Raw genomic sequence first — 18,133 nt, forward strand, 5'->3', positions numbered from 1 at the left:
GAAATCAGCCGAGAGCGGCGAGTGCCGCATCCACATCGGCCGGCGTTCCGACGGAACTGACAGCGATATCGCGATTTATACGGCGCGCAAGCCCGGAGAGCACCTTTCCAGCGCCAATTTCATAAAGCGTGGTGACGCCGTTGGCGCCGAACCACTCGACCGTCTCGCGCCAGCGCACGCGGCCCGTCACCTGCTCCACCAGCCGGCTGGTGATCAGCTCGGGATCGGTCGCCGGCTCCACGGACACGTTCGAAACCACGGGCACCACCGGAGCATTGCGCTGCACGCCGGCCAGCGCCTCGCGCATGGCGTCCGCCGCCGGCGCCATCAAGGCGCTGTGGAAGGGTGCGGAAACCTGCAGCATCAGCGCCCGCTTGGCGCCCTTTTCGGTGCACAGCGCCGCCGCCCGCTCGACCGCAGCCTTGCTGCCCGAGATGACGAGCTGACCGCCGCCATTGTCGTTGGCGATCTGGCAGACCTCACCTTGCGCGGCTTCGGCGCAGGCGGCGTCCACGTCCGCCTGTTCGAGACCGATGATGGCAGCCATGGCGCCCTCGCCCGGCGGAACCGCCGCCTGCATGGCGTTGCCGCGAATGCGCAACAGCCGCGCCGCATCGGCAATCGAGACGAAACCGGCCGCAGCAAGCGCCGAGTATTCGCCGAGCGAATGGCCGGCGACATAGGCGACCTTGTCCTTCAGGGAGAAGCCCCGCGCTTCCAGTGCGCGCATGGCAGCCAGCGACACCGCCATCAGCGCCGGCTGGGCGTTGGCGGTGAGGGTCAGCGTCTCTTCCGGCCCCTCGAAGATCAGGGTGGAAAGCTTCTCGCCAAGCGCCTCGTCGACTTCCTCGAACACCCGGCGCGCCTCCGGATAGGCATCGGCCAATTCCTTGCCCATGCCCACGGTTTGACTTCCCTGCCCCGGAAAGGTGAATGCGATTGCCATGATCCGCCTCGGTTAGCGCCTGGAACAGGCGGCAGTCAGGCCGGAATCGCCTGGAGCCGCGCATGCGAAAAAATCAAAACGGTGACCGGCATTCGTCGGAATGCGCGCCGCTCTGCCCCCGCGTGTCGCGCATTGAGGCCCGCCAAGTCAAGTCCGGCCCATACATTATGAGGCCGGAACATCGGTCATGATGTTCCGGCCTCATCGATGATCGGGCTGGCCAATCGCGCCGCGGTTGCCCGAAGCGGGCATGGAGTGCCGCTACTTGCGGGGTAGCTGGGGCACCAGGCTGCGCTTGCCTCCTTCCCTGGATTTCGGCTGGGCCTTCGGAGGCGAGGCCTTCTTGGCCACGGTCTTCCTGGCGGCGGGTTTGCGGGCTTTCGGCCGCTCCTCCGGCTCCTTCTTCGGCTGCACCTTCGCTTCGTCGGGCACGGTTTCCAGCTTCAGGCCGGTTTCCCCGGTTTCCTTCTTCTCGACGGTCACCCGCACCGTGCCGCCCTTCTTGAGCTTGCCGAACAGCACTTCCTCGGCCAGCGGCTTCTTGATGTGCTCCTGGATGACGCGGCCGAGCGGACGGGCGCCCATCTTTTCGTCATAGCCCTTGTCGGCCAGCCACGCGACCGCCTCCTCCGACAGGTCGAAGGTGACGCCACGCTCGGAAAGCTGGGCTTCGAGCTGCATGACGAACTTCTGCACCACCTGATGGATGACCGGCACCGGCAGCGAGCCGAACGGGATGATCGCATCGAGACGGTTGCGGAACTCCGGCGTGAACAGCCGGTTGATGGCCTCCATGTCGTCGCCTTCGCGCTTCGACGAGCCGAAGCCGATGGCCGCCCTGGCGAGATCCTGTGCGCCCGCATTCGTGGTCATGATAAGGATCACGTTGCGGAAGTCGATCTGCTTGCCGTTGTGGTCGGTCAGCTTGCCGTGATCCATCACCTGCAACAGGATGTTGAACAGGTCCGGATGCGCCTTCTCGATCTCGTCCAGCAAAAGCACGCAGTGCGGATGCTGGTCGACGCCGTCGGTGAGCAGGCCGCCCTGGTCGAAGCCGACATAGCCGGGAGGCGCGCCGATCAACCGCGAAACGGTGTGGCGTTCCATATATTCCGACATGTCGAAGCGCAGCAATTCGACGCCGAGCGACGCAGCAAGCTGCTTCGCCACCTCGGTCTTGCCGACGCCGGTAGGACCTGAGAACAGATAGGAACCGATCGGCTTGTCGGGCTCGCGCAGGCCCGCGCGGGCCAGCTTGATGGCCGAGCTGAGCGCGGTGATGGCGGTGTCCTGGCCATAGACCACGCGCTTCAACTCGTTCTCGAGACCGGCCAGCACCTTCTCGTCATCGGCGGACACCGTCTTGGGCGGGATGCGCGCCATGGTGGCGATGGTGGCCTCGATTTCCCGGATGCCGATGGTCTTCTTGCGCTTGTTCTCCGGCACCAGCATCTGCGAGGCGCCGGTCTCGTCGATCACGTCGATCGCCTTGTCCGGCAGCTTGCGGTCGCTGATGTAGCGGGCCGACAGTTCCACCGCGCCCTTGATGGCGTCGTTGGTGTACTTGACCTTGTGGAACTCCTCGAAATAGGGCTTCAGCCCCTTCATGATCTCGATGGCGTCCTCGACCGTCGGTTCGTTGACATCGATCTTCTGGAACCGGCGCACAAGTGCCCTGTCCTTCTCGAAGAACTGGCGGAATTCCTTGTAAGTCGTTGATCCAATGCAACGAATTGCACCAGAGGAAAGCGCCGGCTTCAGCAGGTTGGACGCATCCATGGCCCCGCCGGACGTCGCCCCGGCACCGATCACGGTATGGATCTCGTCGATGAACAGGACCGCGCCCGGATAGTCCTCAAGCTCCTTGACGACCTGCTTCAGACGCTCCTCGAAGTCGCCGCGATAGCGGGTGCCGGCCAGCAGCGTGCCCATGTCGAGCGCGAAGATGGTGGCATCGGCCAGGACTTCCGGCACGTCGCCCTCGACGATGCGCTTTGCCAGTCCCTCGGCGATGGCCGTCTTGCCGACGCCGGGATCGCCCACATAGAGCGGGTTGTTCTTGGAGCGGCGGCACAGCACCTGGATAGTGCGGTTGATCTCGGCCGCCCGGCCGATCAGCGGATCGATCTTGCCGGCACGGGCCTTCGCATTGAGGTTGACGCAATAGGCGGTGAGCGCGTCCTGCGCCTTCTTCTTGCCGTCCTCGTGCTGCTCGCCGGGGCCGCCGCCGGGCTGCTCGTCCTCGGCACCGCGCGGGGTGCGGGATTCCGAGGCGCCGGGACGCTTGGCGATGCCGTGGGAAATGTAGTTGACCGCGTCGTAACGGGTCATCTGCTGTTCCTGCAGGAAATAGGCGGCATGGCTCTCGCGCTCGGCGAAGATGGCGACGAGCACATTGGCGCCCGACACTTCCTCGCGGCCGGACGATTGCACATGGATCACCGCACGCTGGATGACGCGCTGAAAGCCGGCGGTCGGCTTCGAATCCTCGTCATAGCCGGTGATCAGGTTGTCGAGTTCGGTGTCGATATAGTTCATCACCGTCTGCCGCAACTCATCGAGGTCGACGTTGCATGCACGCATTACCGCGGCCGCCTCGGCGTCGTCGATCAGTGCCAACAGCAGGTGTTCCAGGGTCGCATATTCATGATGACGCTCATTGGCGATCGTCAGCGCCTGGTGAAGTGCCTTTTCCAAGCCTTGGGAGAAAGCTGGCATGTTACCTCACTTCTTCTCCATCACGCATTGCAGCGGATGCTGATTTTGTCGGGCGAAATCCATGACCTGAGATACTTTGGTCTCGGCCACCTCGAATGTGTAAACGCCACATTCTCCCACACCGTGGTTGTGCACATGGAGCATGATACGCGTGGCCGCCTCCCGGTCCTTCTGGAAGAAACGCTCCAGAACGTGGACGACGAACTCCATCGGCGTGTAGTCGTCGTTGAGAATGAGCACGCGATAAAGATTGGGACGCTTGGTCTTCGTCTGGGTGCGCGTGATGACGGCCGTGCCGCGGCCGCCGCCATTGCCGCCTTGATCCTTCTGCATTCGCGCCGCATTTGCCACGGCAACCAGACTGCCAGTCACTTTTATCCCTGCCTCTCGATCCAGCCCCAGGGCCAGTCCCCGGGCCAGCCCCATTGAGCAAATCGACATGTAGGTCGTTCTTGTCGAATTTTAAGCCCTTCTGTGTCCCTGACAATACGGTCGTAAGACCAATAATGCGTCAACGCCAAATAACGTTTCCGCCAGCCGCTCCCAAAAGCAAAAACCCGGCTGCGCGGGAACGCAGCCGGGTTCTGGCCGGATAGGCCGGCAAAAGAATGTCGGGAACCTTAGCGGGCCTTGGCGACGATGCCTTCGAACGGCTTGTAGGCTTCCTTGGCGAGTTCCGAATAGAGGTCGCCGAACTTCGTCGCCTCGGCCACGAAGGACTCGTAGGCCTGCTTGACGTAGTCGGTCTGGATGCCGAGCGCGTCCTCGAACGACTTGGCCGAAAGCAGCTTCTCGAAAGTGGCGCTGCCGGCTTCGAGGCTCTTCTTGGTGTATTCGCTGGCCTCGACGGCGATTGCCTGCGCGCCCTTGGACAGGGAGGCAATGCTCTTGAGACCCGAATCGGCAAATTCCTTGCCGTACTTGCTGAACTCTTCGTAGGTGGTATCGGACATGTGCTGTCCTCCTTCGTGGATCCAAATGGCCGGACGCAAAACCGGATGCCGGCACTTGTGCAATGCCGTATAAATATTGTGCGATGCACAAAATGTCAATCGCGAGGTTGTCGGCCGGCAATTGCTAAGAAACCCATAAAATTTGCCTCGACTGTGCCGGAATTGGTGAACGCGGCGGTTACCATAAACGGATTGGTAACGGTGGGTGGATAGGCTCGGAAAAATCAGGCTGGGATAGGACCTTTGCCATCCCTACCGCAATGAAACCCAAAGGAAGTAACAGTGCGTAAGGCGTTCTCCGGTATCGTTTCCCTTTCCGCGCGTTCTTTCCGGGCAGTGGCCACCGTTGCGGCAACGGCCGCCTTTCTCGTCGGAGCCACGGCGGCATCGCAGGCAGCGGCCAAGGATGCCGCCATCGTCATCGATGCCAATACCGGCAAGGCGCTCTATTCCTCCAATGCCAATGCGCGGCGCTATCCGGCGTCCCTCACCAAGATGATGACGCTCTACCTGACCTTCGAGGCGCTTTCGAAGGGCAAGATAGCCAAGTCGACGCAGGTTCGCTTCTCCGCCAATGCGGCGGCGGAGCCTCCGACCAAGCTGGGTGTTCGCAAGGGCGGCTCCATCACCGTCGAAACGGCCATCCTGTCGATGGTCACGAAGTCCGCCAACGATTCATCGACCGCGCTTGCCGAACTGCTCGGCGGCAGCGAGGCGAATTTCGCCAAGATGATGACGGCGAAAGCGCGCTCGCTGGGCATGTCCAACACGGTGTTCCGCAACGCCCACGGCCTGCCCAATCCGGGCCAGTTCACCACCGCGCGGGACATGGCCACGCTCGGCATCGCGCTGCGCGAGCATTACCCGCAATATTATGACTATTTCGCGCAGCGCTCCTTCATGTACGGGCGCCAGCGCATCAACGGCCACAACCGTCTGCTCGGCCGCATCAAGGGCGTGGACGGCATCAAGACCGGCTATACGCGCGCCTCCGGCTTCAACCTCGTCTCCTCGGTGGCGGTGGACGGACGCAAGCTCGTCGCCGTCGTCATGGGCGGCAAGTCCGGCGCCAGCCGCGACAACGAGATGGCGCGTCTGATCAACGCCTACCTGCCCAAGGCCTCGCGGCGGGGCGGCGGCGCCCTCATCGCCAGGACGGACAACGACAGCGCCTCGCAGGCGATCGCCAAGGTCGTGCTGCCCAAGCATGATGCCCCGACGCCGGACGCCAAGCCGGGCACGGTCGAAGCCATCGTCGCCAGCGCGGCGCCGGTCGCCGCCAGCGCGGCACCGGTTCCGTCTCGGGCGCCGACGCCCAAGCTGGCGGTCGGCGCCGACTCGGCCGAGCCTGCAGACATTCCGTTCGCCCAGGCCTATGCCGGCCCGGAACCGTCGCAGCAGATCGACCCGGTCAACACCGCATCCCTGCCCACTGGCTGGGTGGTTCAGGTGGCGTCGTCGCCGAGCAAATCGGAAGCGGAAGCCGCTCTCGGCAAGACCGCCACCCAGGCGCGCGCCATCCTCGCCAGCGCCTCGGGCTACACCGTTCCGTTCAGGAAAGGCGGCGTGACCTATTTCCGCGCCCGCTTCGGCGGCTTCGAGACGCAGACCGCCGCGCTCAAGGCGTGCAGCGCCCTGAAGAAGCAGCGCATCGAATGCTTCGCCGTGCAGCAGTAGCAGCGCGGCGAACGACTCCCGGAAGAGTTCAGTGTCGAAGGAGTTTCAGTCGTGATCGGAGAACAGCAGGTTGCCGGCTTCATCAACCCGCTTCGCCAGCAGAAGGACCCGGCCAGTGACATCGGAACGCAGGCCCTCTATCAGGCCGCGACGCGACTGAAGAACATCCGCCCCGGCAACTCCCGTTTCAAGACCAAGGATCTTGTGGGGCTGCTTCTCAGCCACGGCGCGCGCACCTGGCGCAACACCCAGCCGGTGGTGCAGATACGCCTCAAGGCCTTCGCGCCGAACGGCCAGCCGGCCATCAGGCTGAAATTCCAAAACCGCTGAATCCCGGCTTAAAGAAGCCCCAGTTCGGCCAGTTCCTGGCGCAGCTTGGGCGGCATTTCCGCCATCCCCGCCCTGCCCTTGCCGAGGTCGGCGGGGGCATCTTCCGCCTTCAGATAGCGCCAGCCCTGAAACGGCCGGCGCGGCTGCCAGTCGGTGCGGACGATCACCGGATCGAGGATGAGCCGGCACCGCCCAATCCCCTGGTCGTCGGTGAAGGGCCGTATCTCGGTGATGAGCTGGCGGCACTGCACATTGCCCTTGATCACCCAGTAAAGCGAGCCGCCATCGGTGATCTCCGGGCCCCGGGCCGGCACCATGCGCGTGGTGTGCCAGTGCTCGACCGGCTCGCCATTGCGGCGGCGCTCGGCCAGTTTCTGGGCGACCCACGCCTCAAGTTCCTCGACGCTGTCGCAGCCGACGCACAGTTTGAGAATGTTCAATGCCATGGCGAGAAACTAGCGTCTGGCCGTTTCGCGTTCAACGCGACATCGTGTTCTGCATCAGCGGGTTTTCCACAGGGGCCGGCTTGTGGATCAACACTCCACAACATTGACGGCGAGACCGCCAAGGCTCGTCTCCTTGTAACGCTCGTTCATGTCGGCGCCGGTCTGGCGCATCGTCTCGATGGCGGCATCCAGCGGCACGAAGTGCTTGCCGTCGCCCTTGATGGCCAGCGAAGCCGCCGTCACCGCCTTGACCGCACCGAGCGCGTTGCGCTCGATGCACGGCACCTGCACAAGCCCGGCGACCGGATCGCAGGTCATGCCAAGGTGATGCTCCAGCGCGATCTCGGCTGCGTTCTCGACCTGCTCCGGCGTTCCGCCCATCACCGCACACAGGCCGGCGGCGGCCATGGCGGAAGCGGAGCCCACCTCGCCCTGGCAGCCGACCTCCGCACCGGAGATGGAAGCGTTGGTCTTGATAATGCCGCCGATGGCGGCAGCGGTCAGCAGGAAATCCCGGATCGAGGCCGGGTCGGCCTCGGGATGGAAATGCAGCCAATAGCGCAGCACCGCCGGCAAGGTCCCGGCCGCGCCATTGGTGGGCGCGGTGACCACACGGCCGCCGGCGGCGTTTTCCTCGTTGACCGCCATGGCGTAGATCGACAGCCAGTCATTGGCGAGCAGCGGATTGGGCCTGTTGCGGCTCCACTCCTCCTGCAACTTCTCATGAAGCTGGCGCGCGCGGCGGCGCACCTTGAGCCCGCCCGGCATGATGCCTTCCTGCGACAGGCCGCGATCGATGCAGCCCTTCATCGCCCCCCAGATTTCGTCGAGTCCGGCATCGAGCTTCTCGCGCGACATATGGGTTTCTTCGTTGATCCGCTTCATCTCGGCGATGGACAGCCCGCTCTTGGCGGCCATGGCCAGCATCTCGACGGCGTTCTTGAAAGGATAGGGCACCTTCTTGCCTTCGGTGGTGATCGAACCGCGCTGCTTCATGCGCTGCAGTTCCTCGTCCGAAACGACGAAACCGCCGCCGATGGAGTAGTAGATGCGCTTCAGGAGCAGCCTATCGCCCGCATCATAGGCGTAGAAGGCCATGCCGTTGGCGTGGCCGGTGAGCGGCGTCTTCTTGTCGAGGACGAGATCGCGCGCCGGATCGAACCGATAGGCGGGATGACCGGGCGGGGAAACCCGTTTCTCGGCGGCAACCTTGTCGACAATGGCATCGGCCTTGTCCGGATCGACCTTGACCGGCACCAGACCGGTGAAGCCGAGGATGACCGCGCGGTCGCTGCCATGGCCGACACCCGTATAGGCCAGCGAACCATGCAGGCTGGCCCCGACCCGATCCACCTTCGCGTCTGCGGGGCGCGGCCAGTCGTCCGACAGGATTTCCGACAAGAACCGCGCCGCAGCCGTCATCGGCCCCATCGTATGGGAACTCGACGGCCCGATACCGATCTTGAACAGGTCGAAAACCGAAAGAAACAACGCCCGCTACCTCCCGAGGCCAACCAACGCATCTTTGCGCCCGACGCCTATATAGTGGTTCCAGCGATGGTTTTCCGCACTTTTCCATAGGGCCACACCCAATTCATGGATGTGACCGACCTCGCCTGCTCCTTGCGCGACATCACGTGTGATAGAAGGGGAACATGGGCGATTCCTTCCATCTCTCCACGGCCGATTTCGCCGCGCTGGGCTTCTTCCTGCTGGCGTGGGGCCTGCACACGCTCGCCTCGGACGGGCGGATATTTCATCGTCCGTCCCTCACCACGGCCATGAGCCGCCAGCGCGAAATCTGGATGGAGCGCATGGCCGAACGCGAGATCCGTATCGTCGACACGGCGATCATGAGTGGGCTTCAGCAGGGCACGGCCTTCTTCGCCTCAAGCGCGCTGATCGCCATCGGCGGCTGCTTCGCCCTGCTTGGCGCTTCGGATCAGGTGGTCGGCGTGCTTGCCGACCTGCATCTGCAAGGCACGGCCACCCGCACGGCATTCCAGCTCAAGGTCGTCGGGCTGGTCATCATCCTGGCGTTCGCCTTCTTCAAGTTCGGCTGGTCCTACCGGCTGTTCAACTACTGCTCGATCCTGATCGGGGCGGTGCCGGTGGCCTATGGCGAGCAGGCGCATAACCCGGTCACACGCGCGGCTGTCCAGCGTGCAGCGAAGATGAACAAGCTCGCCGGCAAGCATTTCAATTCCGGTCTGCGCGCCGTCTTCTTTTCCATAGGCTATCTGGGCTGGTTTGTCGGTCCGATCGCCTTCGTGCTCTCCAGCGCGCTGCTGACGGTGGTGCTGCTGCGCCGGCAGTTCTTCTCGAATGCACGCGCGGCGGTTCTGGCGGCAGACGAGGAAACGGGTCAATCAGCCGGTCCCGGCAGCGGCGAATCGATCCGGCCGGACAGCCAGTAGGCGAGAAGGCCGATCCATTCGCGCATCGCGACGGTCAGGTTCTGCAACGAATCCGCCACATTGTCCTGGGTCAGGCCGACATGTTCGTTGCCGGCGGTGCGATAATCGGCCGGCCACGGCACCACATCGAAGCCGGCCTTGCGAAACAGGGCGACCGAGCGCGGCATGTGGAAGGCCGACGTTACCAGCAGCCAGGTTTCTCCTGCCTTCGAATCAACCATTTCGCGTGTGAAAACAGCGTTTTCATAGGTATTGCGCGAGCGGTTCTCCAGCACCAGCCGGCCGGGCTCGACGCCGAGCGCCGTCAGCAGGCGCGGGGCGGTGTCGCCATCGCCCTCGCCTTCCAGCATCAGGCTGCCGCTTCCGCCGGTCACCACCACGCGCGCCTGCGGGTAGCGCCGCGCCAGCACGGCAGCCTCGACGAAGCGGTCGCCGCTGGAATTCAGCTCATAGCCGCCGCGAACGAGGTTCACGCCGCCCTCGAAGCCGCCGCCGAGGACGATGATGCCGGCAACCTGTGCAGGCGCAGGATCGGGCCGCGCGAAACGATCCTCAAGCGGATGCAGGAGCAGCGCGCCGGTAGACGTCCATGCGCCGATGGCGAGGATCAGGAAGGCGCAGAACGACAGCAAGAGCGACAGGCGACGCCAGCCGGCGATGGCCAGCAAAATGCCCGCCACTATCAGCAGCCCGATCAGGTTGACCGGCTGGGCGACGAACCAGAACAGCTTGGAGAGATAGAAAAACACGGCCTATCTCTCCATCTGGAAGCCTACCACCACTTCTCGGGCTGGAAGGTGCCGGCGGCCTGCTCGACGGCGTGCGCGGTGCGGAACAGGGTTTCCTCGTCGAACGGGCGGCCAATGAGCTGCAAGCCGAGCGGCAGCCCTCGATCGTTGAGCCCCGCCGGAACGGCGATGCCGGGAAGGCCGGCCATGTTCACCGTTACGGTGAAGATGTCGTTGAGGTACATCTTCACCGGATCGCTCGCCATGTCCTGATCGGCAATGCCGAAGGGAGCCGATGGCGTTGCCGGGGTCAGGATGACGTCGACGCCGGCCGCGAATGCGTCCTCGAAATCCTTCTTGATCAGCGTGCGCACCTTCTGCGCCTGCAGGTAATAGGCGTCGTAATAGCCTGCCGACAGCACATAGGTGCCGATCATGATGCGGCGCTTGACCTCGTCGCCGAAGCCGGCGGCGCGGGTCTTCTCGTACATCTCGACGATGTCCCTGCCGGGCACGCGCAGGCCATAGCGCACGCCGTCATAACGGGCGAGGTTCGAGGAAGCCTCGGCCGGCGAGATGATGTAGTAGGTCGGCAGCGCGTATCTGGTGTGCGGCAGCGAGATGTCGACGATCTCGGCGCCCGCTTCCTTCAACCAGGCGATGCCCTGCTGCCACAGCGCCTCGACTTCCTGCGGCATGCCCTCGACACGGTATTCCTTCGGGATGCCGACCTTCAGGCCCTTCACCGACTGGCCGAGCGCGGCTTCGTAGTCCGGCACCGGACGGTCGACCGACGTCGTGTCCTTGGCGTCGACCGAGGCCATCGACTTCAGCAGGATGGCGGCATCGCGCACGTCGCGCGCGATCGGCCCGGCCTGATCGAGCGAAGACGCATAGGCGACGATGCCCCAGCGCGAGCAGCGGCCATAGGTCGGCTTGATGCCGACGGTGCCGGTGAACGCGGCCGGCTGGCGGATGGAGCCGCCGGTATCGGTGGCCGTCGCGCCGGCGCACAGGAAGGCCGAAACGGCGGCGGCGGAGCCGCCCGAGGAGCCGCCGGGAACGAGATCGGCGTTCGATCCCTTCGCTCGCCACGGGTTCTTCACCGGGCCGTAATAGGAGGTCTCGTTGGAGGAGCCCATGGCGAACTCATCCATGTTGAGCTTGCCGAGCATCACCGCGCCGTCCGCCCACAGATTGGCAGTCACCGTCGATTCATAATGCGGCTTGAAGCCATCCAGCACATGGCTGCATGCCTGCGTGTGCACGCCTTCGGTGGCGAACAGGTCCTTGATGCCGAGCGGAATGCCCTCCAGCGCTCCCGCCTGCCCCGAGGCAAGCCGCGCATCGGATGCCTTGGCCATGTCGCGCGCCTTGTCGTGGGTGACGGCGACATAGGCATTCAGGGCCGGATTGGCCGCGTCGATGGCGGCAAGATAGGCGTCCGTGAGTTCCACGGCAGAAATTTCCTTGCCGCGCAGCTTCTCGCGCGCCTGCGAAATCGTCAGTCTGGTCAGATCGGTCATCGAAATAGCTTCTTCTGGAAAACCTGGCAGGAAAGGTATGACACGCGGCGTATACCGCTATTCGACAACCTTCGGCACAAGGAAGAAATTCTCCTCCGTGGCGGGCGCGTTGGCGACGATGTCGGCGGCCTTGTTGCCGTCGGTGACCTCGTCCCCGCGCTTCTTCATCTCCATCGGGATGACCGAGGTCATCGGCTCGACGCCGGTGACATCGACCTCGCCCAGTTGCTCGACGAAGCCCAGTATGGAATTGAGCTTGCCGGTCATGGCCGCCGCCTCCTCCTCGCTCACCGCAATGCGTGCAAGGCGCGCGACGCGCTTGACCGTCTGTAGATCGACCGACATGTGAAAGCCTGCTTCAAAGCCTGTTTGGAACCTGCCTGCGCTATAGCGGTGCAGGCAGGCAGGTGCAACATCAACCGCCGATCAGATCTCGATCGGCTCGCCGATCTTCGGCAGCGCAATCTTCACGCCGGCGCCTTCCATACCCTCCACGAACTTGTCGGGCGTCTGGTCGATCAGCGGGAAGGTGCCGAAATGGCAGGGGACCACCGTCTCGAAATTGAAGAAGCGCCGGCAGGCAAGGGCGGCCACCGCGCCACCCATGGTGAAGCGGTCGCCCACCGGCACGATGCCGACCTTCGGCTCGTGCAGTTCATTGATCAGCGCCATGTCGGAGAAGATATCGGTGTCGCCCATGTGGTAGAGCGTCGGCGCGTCCGGGAAATGCAGCACCAGCCCGCCCGGATTGCCGAGATAGGTGTTGCCGCCCCCTTCCCCGGAAGCCGAGGACGAATGCAGCGCCTGCACGAATGTGGTGGTGAAGCCCCCGCAATCGACGGTGCCGCCGATGTTGCCGGGATTGATCCTGGCATCGCTGACGCCCTTGCCGACCAGATACATGCAGATCTCGAAATTGGCGACCAGCATGGCGCCCGACTTCTTGAGGATTTCGGCCGCGCCGCTGATGTGATCGTCATGGCCGTGTGTCAGCAGAACGTGCGTGACGCCCTCGGCCGGCTCCTCCCAGCCGCCCTGCCACACCGGATTGCCGATCAGATAGGGATCGATGAGGATCCTGGCATCACCGGTCTCGATGCGGAATGCGGAATGGCCGTACCAGATCAGTTTCATGTCGCGCGTCCTCGATTTTTTCCCTAAAGCGCGTGGCGATCTTCCAGATTCGCTCCTTACGCTTTAAGTTGTTGTTTTTACGCATGTCGTTATCCCGAAACCGGTTTCCACTTTCGGGCGACATGCTTCTCGCAAGGATAGAAGCCTGAAAAGGCATGTCAAAGGAAAGCCGGTGCAGAACGTCATCGAGGTGGAAGAACTGGCTGAACGTCTCAGGCCGGGCCGGACCGTGGCCGGGATCGATCTCGGCGACAAGACCATCGGCGTTGCCGTTTCGGATGCCGGCCTGTCCTTCGCCCATCCCCGTCCCGTCATCATGCGCAAGAAGTTCACGCAGGACGCCACCGCCCTGCTCGCCCTTCTGGCGAAGGAGAATGTCGGCGCCATCGCCATCGGCCTGCCGGTCAACATGGACGGGACGCATGGACCCCGCGCCCAGAAGTCGCGTGCCTTCGTGCGCAACATGGCGCCTCTGACCGACCTGCCGTTCCTGTTCTGGGATGAGCGCCTATCGACCGTGGCTGCCGAGCGCACCCTGATCGAAATGGACTTCTCGCGCGCCAAGCGCAGCGGGAAGATCGATTCGGCCGCCGCTTCCTTCATCCTGCAAGGCGTTCTCGACCGGTTGCGCCGGCTGCGCGCCGGCTGATTCCGTCTCCAGGCCGCGCTTCTTCCTCACCCAGGCCGCGATTTCGCGCCGCCGCCGGAACGCCCAGAAGGCAAGCAGAAGGCCGGTGTCGATGATGCAGGCCCGGGCCACCAGCCCCGGAATGACGGCCGGATCGATACCCAGGGTTTCGCCGTAAAGCTGGAACACGAAATCGTGCAACTGCCGGCTCAGCATCACATAGCCGAAATTGATGTCGTTCAGGGACAGGAAGAACCAGCCCCAGAACAGGATAAGCGGAGCGGCCCACAGCGCGAATATATAGCGCATCAGCGGAAGCCCCCCACCTTGCAGGCGGTGCCGGTTGTTTCCGGTCTTCTCATCGGCACGCCCCGGCGACCCCGCTGGTTAACGACTTGCTAACCATAAATGTGACGCCGACCGGCATGCATCGCAACGGATTCCGTTAACTATGGTTAACGACCGCAGCAATAGGCTGCTTCTCGGGGTTCTCACGCCTCGGGAAGGATCAGCTTGCCTGTGGATAGAGCGTGTCGACGATCAGCCGTGCATCATGCCGCGAATCGAGCAGGCCGTAGGTCGTGCGCCATTGCCCGGCCAGACGCGTTTCCACGAAGGCGTCGGCAATGCGCCCTGCCCCGAGCCGGCGCAGTTCGGCTGCCGCCGCGGCAAGTGCAAGCTGTTCGGTGAGGATGCGGGCCGAGCCCTCGTCGCTCGATGCCACCTGCATGGCGGCCTTGAGCACGCCGACCGTGCCGTGGCCGCTGGCGCCGAGGTCGCGGTCGATGCCGGCCAGCACCTCGTCGAACAGGCCCGGTCCTCGGCCAAGCACGCGCAGCACGTCGAGCGCCATGACGTTGCCGGAGCCTTCCCAGATCGCATTGACCGGAGCCTCGCGATAGTAGCGGGCCAGCGGCGCCTCCTCGACATAGCCATTGCCGCCCAGACACTCCATCGCTTCATAGAGCAGCGCCGGCGCGAGCTTGCAGACCCAGTATTTTACCACCGGGGTCATCGCACGGGCGAAGGCTGCCTCGCCGCGATCACCGGCCGCCTCGTCGAAGGACCGCGCCAGCCGGAACGAAAGCGCGGTCGCCGCCGCCACGTCGAGCGCCATGTCGGCCAGCACGCGCTGCATCAGCGGCTGGTCGAACAGCTTCTTGCCGAAAACCTGGCGATGACGGGAATGATGCACCGCCTCGGCAAGGCCGGCGCGCATGAGAGCCGCCGACGCGATGGCGCAATCGAGCCGTGTCAGCGTCACCATGTCCATGATGGTGCGCACGCCCGCCCCGGGCTCGCCCACCATCTCGCCGATGGCATTTTCGAACTCCACCTCGGACGAGGCGTTGGAGCGGTTGCCGAGCTTGTCCTTCAGCCGCTGGAAGCGGAAGCCGTTGCCGCTGCCGTCGCCCAGAATGCGCGGCACCAGGAAGCAGGACAGCCCTTCCGTTGCCTGCGCCAGAACCAGAAAAGCATCCGACATCGGCGCCGACATGAACCATTTGTGGCCGGTCAGCCGGAAGAACCCCGTCGAGCCGGCCCGCTCGGCCCGGGTGATGTTGGCGCGCACATCGGTGCCGCCCTGCTTCTCGGTCATGCCCATGCCGAGGGTAAGGCCCGTTTTCTCGACCGGCGGCTTCTGCGTCTGGTCATATTTGCGGGTGGTGACGCGCGGTGCCCATTCGCGGAAAATCTTCGGGCTGCCCATCAACGCCGCCAGCGAGGCGCTGGTCATGGTGATCGGGCACAGATGGCCGACCTCGAGTTGGGCCGTTAGGTAGAAGCGCGCGGCCCGCACCTGATGGCGGCGACCGATCTCGGCATCGCCGTTTTCCCAGATGGACGAATGCAGGCCATTGGCCACGGAACGGCGCATCAGCGCATGGTAGGCCGGATGGTATTCGACCAGATCGATGCGCCGGCCTTGCCGGTCATGGGTGCGTAGGCGCGGCGTCTCGGTATTGGCCAGGCGCGCGAGGTCCTGCGCCTCATGCGTCAGCACGAAGCGGCCGAGCCCGTCGAGGTCGCGGCGCACGGGTTCGGAAAACTGCTCGGCAAGCTGGATCAGCAGCGGATCGCCTCTCCAGGCGTTGGCGCCGGTGAGCGGCGGCGGCTGGTTCGTCACGTCGTCTGTCACGCAATGTCCCTGTATGTCTTGGCGGCTTGAATCTTGGGCGGCTTGTATCTTGGCGGCCTGTCGAATCCGCAACAGTGGCGGCTTTATAGCCCATGGCCGCATATGCGGCGATGAAAATAGGGGAAGATGGCCCGCGAATGCAAAGCTGGCGCTTGCGGCGCACCCCGCCTCGCCCTATAGCAGCGCCCTGAGATGACCAAAACAGACGCGCCCCTGCCGCTCTTTCCCCACCGCCATCTGCTTGGCATAAGGGATCTTTCTCCACCCGACATTGAAATCCTGCTCGACCGCGCCGACCGCGCCGTCTCCATCTCGCGGCAATCCGAGAAGAAGACGTCCACGCTGCGCGGGCGCACGCAGATCAACCTGTTCTTCGAGGCCTCGACCCGGACGCAATCGTCCTTCGAGCTGGCCGGAAAGCGCCTCGGCGCCGATGTCATGAACATGTCGGTGGCCAGTTCTTCAGTGAAGAAGGGCGAGACGCTGATCGACACGGCCATGACGCTCAACGCCATGCGCCCCGACATCCTCATCATCCGCCACCAGTCGGCGGGCGCGGCCGCACTTCTGGCCCAGAAGGTCGGCTGCTCGGTGGTGAATGCCGGCGACGGCACGCATGAGCACCCGACGCAGGCGCTGCTCGACGCGCTGACCATACGCCGCGCCAAGGGACGGCTGGCCGGGCTCGTGGTGGCGATCTGCGGCGACATCCTGCATTCGCGCGTCGCCCGCTCCAACATCATCCTGCTCAACGCGCTCGGCGCGCAGGTCCGGGTGGTCGCCCCCTCGACGCTGATGCCGTCGGGGATCGAGCAGATGAGCGTCAACGTCTTCCGCAACATGGAGGAAGGGCTGAAGGGTGCCGATGTGGTCATGATGCTGCGCCTGCAGCGCGAGCGCATGGCCGGCAGCTTCGTGCCCTCGGTGCGCGAATATTTCCGTTATTTCGGCCTCGATGCCGAGAAGCTGAAGGCGGCGAAGGAGGATGCGCTGGTCATGCATCCCGGCCCGATGAACCGGGGCGTCGAGATCGCATCGGAGATCGCCGACGGACCGCAAAGCGTGATCCAGGAACAGGTGGAAATGGGCGTTGCCGTGCGCATGGCGGTGATGGAGGCGCTGCTCGACCCGCGCCGCAATCCGGAAGGGCGCAGCGCATGACGACCACGATCTTCAGCCACGCCCGCATCGTCGATCCTTCGCGCGGGCTGGACGAAACCGGCAGCGTCGTCATCCGGAACGGCAAGATCGCCGCGGCCGGCAAGGACGCGCTGAACCAGGGCGCGCCGGAAGGCGCCACCGTCATCGACTGCACGGGCAAGGCGATCATTCCCGGGCTGGTCGACAGCCGCGTGTTCATCGGCGAACCGGGGGGCGAGTATCGCGAGACGATCGCCTCGGCCAGCCAGGCAGCCGCCGCCGGCGGCGTCACCTCCGTCGTCATGATGCCCGATACCGATCCGGCCATCGACAATGTCGCATTGGTGGAGTTCGTGTTGCGCACCGCGCGCGACACGGCCTGCGTCAATGTCTTCCCGGCCGCCGCCATCACCAAGGGCCTCGAAGGCCGGGAGATGACCGAATTCGGGCTGCTGCGCGAAGCCGGCGCGGTCGCCTTCACCGACGGGCGCCATACCATCGCCAATTCGCTGGTGATGCGGCGCGCGCTGACCTATGCCCGCGATTTCGGCGCGACCGTCGTTCACGAGACCCTGGATGCCGACCTCGCCTCCTCCGGCGTCATGAACGAAGGGCTCTATGCGAGCTGGCTCGGCCTTTCCGGCATTCCGCGCGAGGCAGAGACGATCCCGCTGGAACGCGACTTGGCGCTGGCCCGCCTGACGCGCGGCAATTACCACGCCGCCAAGATATCGACGGGAATGGCCGCCGACGCCATCCGCCGCGCCAAGGGCGACGGCGCCAATGTGGGCGCCGGCGTGGCGATCTACAATCTGGCGCTCAACGAGCACGATGTCGGCGAATACCGCACTTTCTTCCGGCTCACGCCGCCGCTGCGCGCCGAGGACGATCGTCTCGCCATGATCGAGGCGCTGAAGGACGGCACGGTCGACCTGATCGTCTCCTCGCACGATCCGCAGGATGTCGACACAAAGCGCCTGCCCTTTTCCGATGCCGCCGCCGGCGCCATCGGGCTGGAGACGCTGCTCGCCGTGGCGCTTCGCCTTCATCACAACGGGGAGGTTCCGCTTATCCGCATCGTGGAAGCGCTCTCCACCGCCCCTGCCCGCCTCTTCGGACTGCCGGGCGGCCGGCTTGCGCCCGGCGCACCGGCGGACCTCGCCGTGGTCGACCTCGACGAGCCGTGGGTGGTGAACGAGGCCGGCATCCGCTCCCGCTCCAAGAACACCTGCTTCGAGGGCGCCCGGTTGCAAGGCAGGGTCTTGCAAACCATGGTCGGCGGCCACACAGTGTTCGGGGCATAAAGCAGTTCCAGCAAAAGTGCGAACCGGTTTTGCGTCCGGAACCGGC

The 18,133-nt window shown here is 64.5% G+C and carries 17 protein-coding genes and 1 pseudogene; 6 read left to right on the forward strand and 12 right to left on the reverse strand.

Translation table 11 applies throughout. From position 1 onward, the window contains the following. Positions 1 to 4: 4 nt before the first annotated feature. From fabD to ABID37_RS14380, 4 genes are all read right to left on the reverse strand, one after another. Positions 5 to 946, reverse strand: coding sequence for an ACP S-malonyltransferase (gene fabD / locus ABID37_RS14365; protein WP_354195880.1), 942 nt, complete (start codon positions 944 to 946; stop codon positions 5 to 7). A 261-nt stretch (positions 947 to 1,207) separates the two neighbouring features. Beyond that, the gene (clpA, locus tag ABID37_RS14370) at positions 1,208 to 3,664 is read right to left on the reverse strand and encodes an ATP-dependent Clp protease ATP-binding subunit ClpA (RefSeq protein WP_354195882.1); all 2,457 of its coding nucleotides are present in this window, start codon (positions 3,662 to 3,664) and stop codon (positions 1,208 to 1,210) included. Positions 3,665 to 3,670: 6 nt separating this feature from the next. Then, positions 3,671 to 3,997 carry an ATP-dependent Clp protease adapter ClpS gene (gene clpS / locus ABID37_RS14375; RefSeq protein WP_354196027.1) on the reverse strand — a complete coding sequence of 109 codons (327 nt, stop codon included), beginning with the start codon at positions 3,995 to 3,997 and terminating at the stop codon, positions 3,671 to 3,673. Between the two features lie 287 nt (positions 3,998 to 4,284). Further along, positions 4,285 to 4,617: a phasin family protein gene (locus ABID37_RS14380; protein WP_354195884.1), complete on the reverse strand. Its 333-nt coding sequence runs from the start codon at positions 4,615 to 4,617 to the stop codon at positions 4,285 to 4,287. Between the two features lie 282 nt (positions 4,618 to 4,899). Between ABID37_RS14380 and ABID37_RS14385 the strand changes: the two genes are divergently transcribed. Together ABID37_RS14385 and ABID37_RS14390 are read left to right on the forward strand one after the other, a co-directional pair. Then, complete coding sequence (locus ABID37_RS14385; protein ID WP_354195886.1) at positions 4,900 to 6,294, forward strand: SPOR domain-containing protein; 1,395 nt, start codon at positions 4,900 to 4,902, stop codon at positions 6,292 to 6,294. A 51-nt stretch (positions 6,295 to 6,345) separates the two neighbouring features. After that, positions 6,346 to 6,624 (forward strand): hypothetical protein, encoded by a 279-nt coding sequence (locus ABID37_RS14390; RefSeq protein WP_354195888.1) that lies wholly within the window; start codon positions 6,346 to 6,348, stop codon positions 6,622 to 6,624. An 8-nt stretch (positions 6,625 to 6,632) separates the two neighbouring features. On the opposite strand, the gene ABID37_RS14395 is transcribed toward ABID37_RS14390, so the two are convergent. Together ABID37_RS14395 and ABID37_RS14400 are read right to left on the reverse strand one after the other, a co-directional pair. Continuing rightward, positions 6,633 to 7,070 (reverse strand): DUF1489 family protein, encoded by a 438-nt coding sequence (locus ABID37_RS14395; RefSeq protein WP_354195890.1) that lies wholly within the window; start codon positions 7,068 to 7,070, stop codon positions 6,633 to 6,635. 87 nt (positions 7,071 to 7,157) lie between these two features. Next, a complete protein-coding gene (locus ABID37_RS14400) occupies positions 7,158 to 8,561 on the reverse strand; it encodes an L-serine ammonia-lyase (RefSeq protein WP_354195892.1) in 1,404 nt (467 codons plus the stop codon). 164 nt (positions 8,562 to 8,725) lie between these two features. Here ABID37_RS14400 and ABID37_RS14405 point away from each other — a divergent pair, with 164 nt between their 5' ends. Beyond that, positions 8,726 to 9,487 (forward strand): DUF599 domain-containing protein, encoded by a 762-nt coding sequence (locus ABID37_RS14405; RefSeq protein WP_354195894.1) that lies wholly within the window; start codon positions 8,726 to 8,728, stop codon positions 9,485 to 9,487. Here the strand turns inward: ABID37_RS14405 and ABID37_RS14410 are convergent. The 4 genes from ABID37_RS14410 to ABID37_RS14425 form a co-directional block, all read right to left on the reverse strand. Then, positions 9,436 to 10,236 (reverse strand): YdcF family protein, encoded by an 801-nt coding sequence (locus ABID37_RS14410; RefSeq protein WP_354195896.1) that lies wholly within the window; start codon positions 10,234 to 10,236, stop codon positions 9,436 to 9,438. The genes ABID37_RS14405 and ABID37_RS14410 overlap by 52 nt on opposite strands. 23 nt (positions 10,237 to 10,259) lie before the next feature. Next, the gene (gatA, locus tag ABID37_RS14415) at positions 10,260 to 11,741 is read right to left on the reverse strand and encodes an Asp-tRNA(Asn)/Glu-tRNA(Gln) amidotransferase subunit GatA (protein ID WP_354195898.1); all 1,482 of its coding nucleotides are present in this window, start codon (positions 11,739 to 11,741) and stop codon (positions 10,260 to 10,262) included. 57 nt (positions 11,742 to 11,798) lie between these two features. Beyond that, a complete protein-coding gene (gatC, locus tag ABID37_RS14420; protein ID WP_354195900.1) occupies positions 11,799 to 12,086 on the reverse strand; it encodes an Asp-tRNA(Asn)/Glu-tRNA(Gln) amidotransferase subunit GatC in 288 nt (95 codons plus the stop codon). Between the two features lie 81 nt (positions 12,087 to 12,167). Then, complete coding sequence (locus ABID37_RS14425) at positions 12,168 to 12,875, reverse strand: metal-dependent hydrolase (RefSeq protein WP_354195901.1); 708 nt, start codon at positions 12,873 to 12,875, stop codon at positions 12,168 to 12,170. A 172-nt stretch (positions 12,876 to 13,047) separates the two neighbouring features. Between ABID37_RS14425 and ruvX the strand changes: the two genes are divergently transcribed. Further along, on the forward strand, positions 13,048 to 13,524 hold the full coding sequence (gene ruvX, locus ABID37_RS14430; RefSeq protein ID WP_354195902.1) for a Holliday junction resolvase RuvX: 477 nt from the start codon (positions 13,048 to 13,050) through the stop codon (positions 13,522 to 13,524). An 18-nt stretch (positions 13,525 to 13,542) separates the two neighbouring features. Here the strand turns inward: ruvX and ABID37_RS14435 are convergent. Beyond that, positions 13,543 to 13,812: pseudogene (locus ABID37_RS14435) on the reverse strand (DUF6105 family protein); the annotation flags it as partial. A 199-nt stretch (positions 13,813 to 14,011) separates the two neighbouring features. Continuing rightward, positions 14,012 to 15,643 (reverse strand): DNA alkylation response protein, encoded by a 1,632-nt coding sequence (locus ABID37_RS14440; RefSeq protein WP_354195904.1) that lies wholly within the window; start codon positions 15,641 to 15,643, stop codon positions 14,012 to 14,014. 192 nt (positions 15,644 to 15,835) lie between these two features. Between ABID37_RS14440 and ABID37_RS14445 the strand changes: the two genes are divergently transcribed. Both ABID37_RS14445 and ABID37_RS14450 read left to right on the forward strand, forming a co-directional pair. Next, positions 15,836 to 16,804, forward strand: a complete 969-nt coding sequence (locus ABID37_RS14445; RefSeq protein WP_354195905.1) for an aspartate carbamoyltransferase catalytic subunit — start codon at positions 15,836 to 15,838, stop codon at positions 16,802 to 16,804. After that, positions 16,801 to 18,087 carry a dihydroorotase gene (locus ABID37_RS14450; protein ID WP_354195907.1) on the forward strand — a complete coding sequence of 429 codons (1,287 nt, stop codon included), beginning with the start codon at positions 16,801 to 16,803 and terminating at the stop codon, positions 18,085 to 18,087. Before ABID37_RS14445 ends, ABID37_RS14450 begins: the two co-directional genes overlap by 4 nt. Positions 18,088 to 18,133 lie beyond the last annotated feature (46 nt).

The sequence above is a fragment of the Aquamicrobium terrae genome (assembly GCF_040545735.1).
Taxonomy (GTDB): Bacteria; Pseudomonadota; Alphaproteobacteria; order Rhizobiales; family Rhizobiaceae; genus Mesorhizobium; species Mesorhizobium terrae_A.